At 43.5% G+C, this 4,793-nt stretch carries 2 protein-coding genes; both read left to right on the top strand.

From position 1 onward, the window contains the following. Positions 1–306: 306 nt before the first annotated feature. Positions 307–3,450, top strand: coding sequence for a hypothetical protein (locus U9Q77_03580; protein MEA3286443.1), 3,144 nt, complete (start codon positions 307–309; stop codon positions 3,448–3,450). Continuing rightward, on the top strand, positions 3,450–4,793 hold a 1,344-nt coding region (locus U9Q77_03575), incomplete at its 3' end, for a BamA/TamA family outer membrane protein (GenBank protein ID MEA3286442.1). The genes U9Q77_03580 and U9Q77_03575, both read left to right, overlap by 1 nt.

Raw genomic sequence — 4,793 nt, 5'->3', positions numbered from 1 at the left:
TCGTTTTAGCCGGATCATGGTAAATTCATAAGGTTCTATTCTTACCAGGATGAAACTGAATGCATCGATTCGTTTTTTCAGACTTTATTCAGTTCATGATGATCTCGAACTTTGATTATTAAGCTGGCCTGAGATAGCCGTATGCATCAGGAGTCATCACCTCGCAGCAGTGTAAGTTCTTTTGCCACGAAGACACAAAGGCTCAAAGAGCCATTCAGGGAATTTATAGAACATAGTGCCTTAGTGTCTTTGTGGCTATATATGTAAAATATACTTACGGATAACATGGGCCGGTTTAATATGAATATGAAAAATACATCAAAGTATAAATTCTATTTACTATTGTGCTTGATAGGGTTGTCAGCATTTTCGAATATCCTATATGCAAAACCGTCAGGCACTTCCCCTGAGAAGATAAACAAAATTGATTCGCTTCAGGTTATTCTGAATGGGGATACACTCACCTTTCCGAAAGTATATGCCGTTGATATTCCCCTTTATTCATCTGCACTGGATTCATTATCGTCAGAAGATCCTGACAATGCTAATACCAGATCTTCACAGACTGAAAATGGCCTGGGAGCCACCGGTAGCATTAGCCGTGGAATTCAGGTTTCAAGTAATGCATCGGTCTCGCTGCAATCCAGTATGTATTTGAAGATCAAAGGCAAATTGAGTGAAAACTATGTGGTGTCAGGTGTTCTAACTGAAAAAACATCACCATTACAACCCATCGGAAACACTCGCCGTCTGAACGACTTTGATCGGGTGATGGTCAATGTGACCGGGCCGGCCATGTCTGCTACCATTGGTGATATCGACCTGAAAGCAAAAAATGGCCGATTTGGTCGCTTCCAGCGTTCCATTGAGGGAATCGATCTAACAGCAAAAACGGGTCGCCTTGCTGTTCGTACATCTCTGGGTTTCAGCTACGGGAAATACCATCTACAGCAGATTCAGGGCAAAGATGGTAAACAGGGACCGTATCGGCTCATCGGTAAGAATGGTGAGAAGTTCATCATCGTCTTGGCCGGTTCTGAAAAAGTAAAATTGAATGATAAGTTACTGCAACGCGGCAAAGATGATGATTACAGCATAGATTACAATGCCGCTGAGATCACATTCACTCAAAAACAGAGTCTTTCCAACAATTCTCGAATAAGTGTTGAGTTTGAGTATGTACCAGATATCTATCTGGCCTCATATTCTTTTGGAAAACAATTGATCAGGGGTGGCATTTCTGTGGGCGACACTAAAAATTCACCGTTTCATTTCTCCGCTGAGTGGCAAACTCTGAAAGATGATTCTGGGAATCCCCTGGGAAATGTAGATGTTGATCAATTGCAGGGAATCTTTGATCACCTGCCGGACACCACACGATCCATTATGGTCAGCAGCATCAGTCCAGACACGATTACAGGAGATTATCAACTCGGGACTGACAGTATTTTGGTTTATGTCGGTGAAAACCAAGGTGATTATTCGGCCGGATTCAGCTTTGTCGGATTGCAGAATGGTCAATACAGGAAAATTCTAGAGGGGCAGGACAGTTACTTTGTGCATGACACACTTCAAGGCGAATATTTGCCCGCCCAACACTTTTATGCGCCCCGTTCCCAAGAGGTGTTAGCGCTACAGGGTGGTGCATCAGTTGGATTTATGAGCCTGGATATGGATCTGGGACTGTCTCAGGCAATTCAAAACTTATATGCTTCTGATTTAACACCAAACACGAGAAAAGCCTGGGAGTTGCGGTTGAGCTCAGAGTGGCGGGGATTTAAAGCGCTGCTGGGGGATAAATATTATGAAGATGGATTTGCGACTCATGATGCGCTTGAAACGATGGAGTATTATCGGCGATGGCAGATCAGCCCACGCGTCACTGAAGAAGAATATCTCAAATATGGCGAGATCCATCTGGGAGAAGTAAAGGAAGATTATGTTTCTGGAAAAGCTTCACAACTAGCGAGAGCAGGGGAGATCATCGGTCGACAGATGGCCGTTAAGGCAAACACAAAAACTGACAGACCGCTTCAGCTCAAAGTGAATAGTTCGATGACAGATCGGGATAATAAGCTAAGCCAGCAGCACCTGATCAGCTCCACACTCACCCTCGCCAGAATTTCCACAGATGTTCAGATAAGTGTTGAAGATCGTAGCAATTCAAGCCTGTATCCATCAAATGATCATATAAAAGCAGGTGGTGGCATAAGCTATGCCTGGACTGCTGCTAACCAACTCACCGTGCACTACGATCGTAGGCAGGATTATCGTTTGAGTCCAGAACATGGCTCGTTCTTTGGGTCGGAGATTTTCCGTTCATGGAGTGATCAGCGACAAGATTGGTCGATGACCTATTCGTTTGCTGATTTTAAAAACACCGGGGGTGCGTTCCAGTTTAAATACCGAGAGCATCAGAATGAGCATAGCTCAACTACTCAATACTACCTCGGGAACCTTAAGTTCAAGGGAAGTGCTTTCAAAAAACGATTTCGCTTCGAAGAACATTATGTGATCGATGAAGAACATATACCAAAATACGATTACCATTATGTTGAAGTTGATACCGGGTATGGTGACTACAGCTATGACCCGTTTATCCGGGACTATCTGCCCATCAGTGGCGGAAGATTCATCAGGCAACGTGTGTTTTCAGATGTGGAAGAACAAGTTAGGAAATATGACAACAAGACCCGTCTGGAATTCAATTCTGCTTCGTATGGTAAAACCGGTAAAGCAGGCATCCTGATTCGTATCCGCTCAGAATCCCGATCCAAGCTTCAGGTTGACACAGGCTCCATCATACAGGATCAGACGCTTCAATCCCTGAATTTGACCTATCAAACGGGAGCAAAACATTTGCTTACCAAGATTAATTATATAGGTAGAAATACCCGTAATCGTTCCACTTTGTACAATTACGGAAATGAAAGCAGAGGTTTTCTAGAACACGGTTTGAATGGTGAAATTAAATGGTCATCAGGAAGTTTTTCTAAACTTGGTTTGACCTATGCAAAAAGAAACCGCAAGATTGAGTATAATGCACTTGCTACTGAAAATTGGCAATCCTATCGACCCTATCTGGAACACAAAGTTCATTTTTCAGCCAAGCAGAAGTTGAATGTAATGCTCAAATATGCAGAGGTGGCTGACTTGCATCTGGATCAAAACTACACTGAAACCTATCTGGGTCTTGACCATTTTCTAAAAGTCAAAAGAAGAGGCAGACTGGATCAGAAATTAATGATTTCCAGGATCAAAGCGGATGTCAGTGGAATTCCATATTCAGTATTTTCCGGTCGCCAGCCAGGGACCAATTGGAAATACTCGATAAATGCACGGTACACTTTTTCAAGTAGTTTTCAACTATCAACAAACTACAGCATCCAGAAGCGGGGGAGTACCCGACCAGAGCAATATTTACGGGTAGAAGGACGCACTCATTTCTAATGCATAGTCATCCAATAATATTGAAATATTTGACGCTGGTTTTGTTGAGCACCGGATTATTTGGACAATCCATACCCTTGCATATCGAAGTCCATGGCGTGACAGATTCCTTGATCATTGAAAAGAACAGCGTCGATTCGCTGCTGAATAGAATGATTGGTTCGTATCAAGAGCAGGGATATTGGGATGCCAAAATTGAGCTCAATACTACCGGTGCCAATTCTCAAGTGCTTACTGCAGTCATTAATACAGGATCCCTGGCAGCGGTTAAGCACCTGCATTTCCTGGATATTGATGAACGGGAAAAATGGGTTCTTAAGCAGGAATTTACGCTGGGTGCTCTCGAGGTCGATGCCGATAAATTAACCCAGGCTGAGACTCATCTGATCGGTCTCGGGTACCGGTTCAAAGGACAGCGGGAGATCGCTCGTGATAACGCCAACAACTATCATCTTACTTACCGGCTGCAGGATCGACCAGAATTGAACATTGATGCCCTGGCAGCCTTTAATCAGAGTTCGAAATCTGATACGGTGGCCTGGTATGGTCACCTGTATTTGCATGTTCCTAATCTTGATGGCCGTGGAAAATCAATGAAGCTGAATTGGAAAAGACTAAAAACCGACTCTGAACAATTTTTAATCAAGTATGAACATCCCTGGCTATTGGGAATCCCGCTAAAAGCAATACTCAGTTTCGGTCGTGAGGTAGTAAATGGTGATTATCAGGTTATTCAGTCTCGAGCAGGACTTGATTGGAGGTTGGATTGGGAGCGTTCATTGATCTTCCACTATGAGAATCTGCATTCCTTGATCACAAAAGATGGTGGTTTACTCAATCCTGAATGGCGATCCGTCAAGCGCCAAATGATGGGTCTCGGTTATCGTCATGAAAAACTGGACATCGTTGCTCACAAGGGCTTTGCATTACGAACATCATTGGAGCAGGAATTAAATTTTGAACCATCATCCATCAGTCGTTTGCTCCTCCGTTCTGAAGTGGAAACCAGTTTCTTTCCTCGGCTTTTTCTATCCCAGAGAACTGCGCTCCAATTGCAGAATATCACAAGCTCTTTAACTGATCCTTCCATACTTGGACCTTTAGGTGGTGTAAATAGCGTGAGAGGTTATGAAGAAAACTTTTTACGGAGTCCATCAATCATGAGCCTCCAACATGATCTGCATCTTTTACTGGGAAGTCAATCACAACTGGTGATCTTATTAGACCTGGGAATTTATTATGATTCCAAGGTGGTCAGGCATATCACTGGCTATGGCGTGGGAGTTCAGTTAAGTACAGGACGAGGTCCTCTGAAGTTGATCCTGGCTGGTCATGAGGGCCTT

It is taken from the genome of Candidatus Neomarinimicrobiota bacterium (assembly GCA_034716895.1).
GTDB lineage: Bacteria > Fidelibacterota > UBA8477 > UBA8477 > JABMPR01 > JABMPR01.
This window is presented reverse-complemented; position numbering and strand designations above follow the sequence as displayed.

What these genes read in the sequence shown, in the direction of transcription:
- U9Q77_03580 (MEA3286443.1), top strand. Translation starts at nt 307, where the DNA reads ATGAAAAATACATCAAAGTATAAATTCTATTTACTATTGTGCTTGATA.